This is a genomic window from Actinomadura harenae (assembly GCF_003696215.1).
Classification (GTDB): domain Bacteria; phylum Actinomycetota; class Actinomycetes; order Streptosporangiales; family Streptosporangiaceae; genus Spirillospora; species Spirillospora harenae.
Genome location: NZ_RFFG01000227.1, coordinates 1 through 3736, shown reverse-complemented (window position 1 = coordinate 3736; position 3736 = coordinate 1). Strand labels below are relative to the sequence as shown.

Sequence of the window (3736 nt, the reverse complement as noted above, 5' to 3'; positions counted from 1 at the left end):
CGTTCGGGGCGCCCGGAGCGGCGAACGGGTCGCCGCCGGCACCGAAGGGGTCGCCACCGGCGCCGAACGGGTCGGGGACGGGGTTCGGGGGGCCGCCGAGGCCCGGACCGGCGAGCGCGCCGGGGGCCGGGGGCGCCTGCCCGCCGGTGGGGGCGGCCATCGGGGCCTGACCCGCGACCGGGACGTCTCCGCCGGGACCGGCCACGCGGCGGTCGAAGCCGGGCTCGAAGCCCTGGTCGGCGCCGTCGTAACCCTGGTCGTACCCGTCGTCGTATCCGCCGTCGTCGTATCCGCCGGGGTGGGGCTCGGGCGCACGCCGGCGTCCCCGTCCGCGCTCGCGCGGCTGCTCGTTCTCGGCCGTCCAGTTGTCGTCGGCGTCGCCGCCGTCGCCCCGGGCGCGCAGGCCCAGGACCACCAGGACGACCACCAGGACCACGACCAGCACGAGGCCGAAGACCACGATTGTAGAAGTCATGCCACCACCCATTGTCTTGGCCCGGCGAGAGTCGCCAGCGCGGACCGCGGGTCGGTCCCGATCATCGTGCGCGGTCGGTACCCGGCGGACCTCAACCGATTCTGTCCGACCGCTATGACCGTTGTCACACCTTTCGCGCACATAATCCCTCACCCGATGCGTCTCGAATGGCCGATTCGGACCGTCCGGTACGCCCCTGTCCTCCGGACCCGCGGGGTCCGCACTTCTCAGCGCCGCTCCGGTGACCCGAAGGTCTCCGGGGGAACGCGTCTACTTGTCGCCGAAGTTCCCCGTGATCCTGCCCCGCCCGACGGTGTGCTTGGCGATGTCGCCCAGCGCGGTCTGCAGCGAGGCCCCGTTCGGGAAGGGAACCCTGGTGTCCAGCGCGTAGACGGTGAACCGGTACCGGTGCCGCTCGCCCTTCGGCGGACACGGCGGGGTGTAGCCCACCTTCTTCGCGGTGTTGTGCGCCTCGACCATGGTGCCGAGCCGTCCTCCCTCGACCAGCTCGTGCTGAGCCTGGTCGATCCCGGCGACCACCCAGTGCACGTAGGTGCCGCCGGCGGCGTCCGGGTCGTCCACCACGATGGCATAGGACTGGGCGTTGCGAACGCCACCCGCCGACCAGCGAAGTGGCGGGGTCTTGCCCAGCGCGGCGGAACCAGAGTACGTCGAGCAGGCGTAGCGCGCGGGCAAGTCGCCGCCATCCCGGAACACGGGGCTGGTCACGGTGAACCACTCCGCGAGCTCGGCACTCTTGTTCTGGGGCTGGCCGATGAGGCCGCACCCCGACAGGCCGAGGGTCACCACCGCCGCCAGGGCCGCGGCCGCGGAGGCACGTCCGCGGCGTCCGGACCGGGCGTGTGAGCCGCCTCTCTTGTCCGGACGATGTGGCGCCTTCTGAGAAGGCCGTGCGTTGTCGCTCATGTGGTTGCGTCGCTTCGGAGAGATGTTGTTCATCGTCTATACGCTCCCGGGCGAGTCGCTACGCCGCGCTCCACCGTTGTCCCTTCTCTCGGCGGTGCGCGAGCCCAGGCCGGCGCCCCCTTCCACGTCCGGCCTAACCCTAGGGGTTCCGGCGGGGTGGATCGGGTCTTTCGATCCCCAGGGAACGGCGCCGCTCGCGGTGGTAGGGCCGAGGTCCGGATCATCTCACCGATGTGAGATGAGTCCCACCGTTCGCATAGGATGGTAAAGACGTGACGTGTTTCACCGCGTTACAACGCTCCAAGTTTGACGCTCTGGAAACAACTGCCCTTCTTCGGCTTGTTGAAGATTCATGGCAGTGCAAACCCGGAGGTAGCTTGTGAATACCTTCACAAGCCAAGCGTGAAACTAGGAGGCCGCGATGGCCAGGACCGCCGAGGGCACCCCTGGCGCTCCCCACATCCTGATCGTGGGCGGCGGCTACGTGGGCATGTACACCGCTCTGCGGCTTCAGAAGAAGCTGAAGCGGGAACTCAAGCGGGGCGAGGTCAAGGTCACGATCGTCGACCCCAACTCGTACATGACCTACCAGCCGTTCCTCCCCGAGGCCGCGGCCGGGAACATCTCCCCGCGGCACGTCGTCGTCCCGCTGCGCCGGGTGCTCCCCAAGTGCACCGTGCGCAAGGCGCGGGTCACGGAGCTGAACCACGACGAGGGCTGGGCCATCGTGCAGCCGCTCGCGGGACCGCCGGAGCGGATCAACTACGACTACCTGGTGATGGCCGCCGGCGCCGTCCCCCGGATCCTGCCCATCCCCGGCCTGGCCGAGGAGGGCTTCAGCCTCAAGACCGTCGGTGAGGCCATCCACCTGCGCAACCACGTGCTGGAGCAGCTGGAGGTCGCCGAGTCGACCGACGAGGTCGAGATCCGCCGCAAGGCGCTGACCTTCGTGTTCGTCGGCGGCGGCTTCGCGGGCGTCGAGGCGATCGCCGAGGTCGAGGACATGGTCCGCGACGCGACCAAGTACATGCGGAAGATCACGCCGCAGGACCTGCGGTTCGTGCTGGTCGAGGCGTCCGACCGGATCCTCCCCGAGGTCGGTCCGGACATGGGCAAGTGGACGGCCGAGCAGCTGCGCGGCCGCGGCATCGACGTGAAGCTGAAGACCTTCCTCCAGTCGGCGGTCGGCGGCGAGATCGAGCTCTCGGACGGCAGCCGCTTCCCGTCCGGGACGCTGGTCTGGAACGCGGGCGTCAAGCCGTCGCCGGTGGTCAGGCACACCGACCTGCCGCTGGACGAGCGGGGCCGCATCAAGGGCACCGAGTACCTCACCATCGAGGGCATGGTCCGCGCGTTCACCGCGGGCGACAACGCCGCCATCCCGGACCTCACCCAGGAGGGCATGTTCTGCCCGCCGAACGCCCAGCACGCGCTGCGGCAGTCGAAGGTCCTGGCCGCGAACATCGTCCGCTCGCTGCGGGGCAAGTCGCTCAAGCCGTACGTCCACGGCAACCTCGGCGCCGTGGCCGGACTCGGCCTGCACAAGGGCGTCGCGAACCCGCTCGGGTTCAAGCTCAAGGGCTGGCCCGCGTGGTTCTTCCACCGGACCTACCACGGCCTGATGGTCCCGACCGTCAACCGGAAGATCCGCGTCCTGGCGGACTGGACGCTCGCGCTGTTCCTCAAGCGCGAGACCGTCTCGCTGGCCACCGTCGAGCAGCCGCGCGCCGACTTCGAGCTGGCCGCGCTGGACGACGCCAAGCCCAAGCAGAAGGCCTCCTGACACCACCCGCGGAACGGGCCACGCCCGGCCCGTCCGCCTTCGGATGACGACACCCCCGGCGCGCCGTACAGCGCCCGGGGGTGTCGTCCTTTCATGGACAATCGAGACGTGCGGATAGCGATTCTGGGGCCGGTCGAGGTCCGGCACGGGGACGACCGCTCCGCCGACGACGGCCAGGGCCCCGCCGTCGGGCTCGGCGGGGCGCGGCTGCGGATGCTGCTGACCCGGCTGGCGCTGGAACCCGGCCGGACGATCCCGGCCGAGCGGCTGATCGACGACCTGTGGGAGGACGATCCGCCCGCCGGGGCCCCCAACGCGCTCCAGTCCCTCGTCTCGCGGCTGCGCGCGGCGATCGGCCGGGAGGCGATCGAGTCGCGTCCCGGCGGCTACCGGCTCGCCGTCCCGCGCGAGGCCGTGGACGCGCACGAGTTCGAGGCCCGCGTCTCCTCCGCGCGCGACATTCCGGACGCCCGCGCCCGCGCGTCCGCGCTGCGCGAGGCCCTGGCGCTCTGGCGGGGGCCCGCGCTCGCCGACGCCGCGCACCTGCCGTT

The 3736-nt window shown here is 70.9% G+C and carries 3 protein-coding genes and 1 pseudogene; 2 read left to right on the top strand and 2 right to left on the bottom strand.

The genetic code is table 11. From position 1 onward, the window contains the following. Window positions 1–475 (bottom strand): annotated as a pseudogene (locus EBO15_RS42870) (hypothetical protein); the annotation flags it as partial. Window positions 476–745: 270 nt separating this feature from the next. Next, window positions 746–1285, bottom strand: coding sequence for a YbhB/YbcL family Raf kinase inhibitor-like protein (locus EBO15_RS42865; RefSeq protein ID WP_233616863.1), 540 nt, complete (start codon window positions 1283–1285; stop codon window positions 746–748). 538 nt (window positions 1286–1823) lie between these two features. Here EBO15_RS42865 and EBO15_RS42860 point away from each other — a divergent pair. Together EBO15_RS42860 and EBO15_RS42855 are read left to right on the top strand one after the other, a co-directional pair. Continuing rightward, window positions 1824–3185, top strand: coding sequence for an NAD(P)/FAD-dependent oxidoreductase (locus EBO15_RS42860; protein WP_122200153.1), 1362 nt, complete (start codon window positions 1824–1826; stop codon window positions 3183–3185). A gap of 108 nt (window positions 3186–3293) precedes the next feature. Continuing rightward, window positions 3294–3736, top strand: a 443-nt coding sequence (locus EBO15_RS42855) for an AfsR/SARP family transcriptional regulator (RefSeq protein WP_199745183.1), incomplete at its 3' end; no start/stop codon positions are given.

What these genes read in the sequence shown, in the direction of transcription:
- EBO15_RS42860 (WP_122200153.1), top strand. Translation starts at nt 1,824, where the DNA reads ATGGCCAGGACCGCCGAGGGCACCCCTGGCGCTCCCCACATCCTGATC.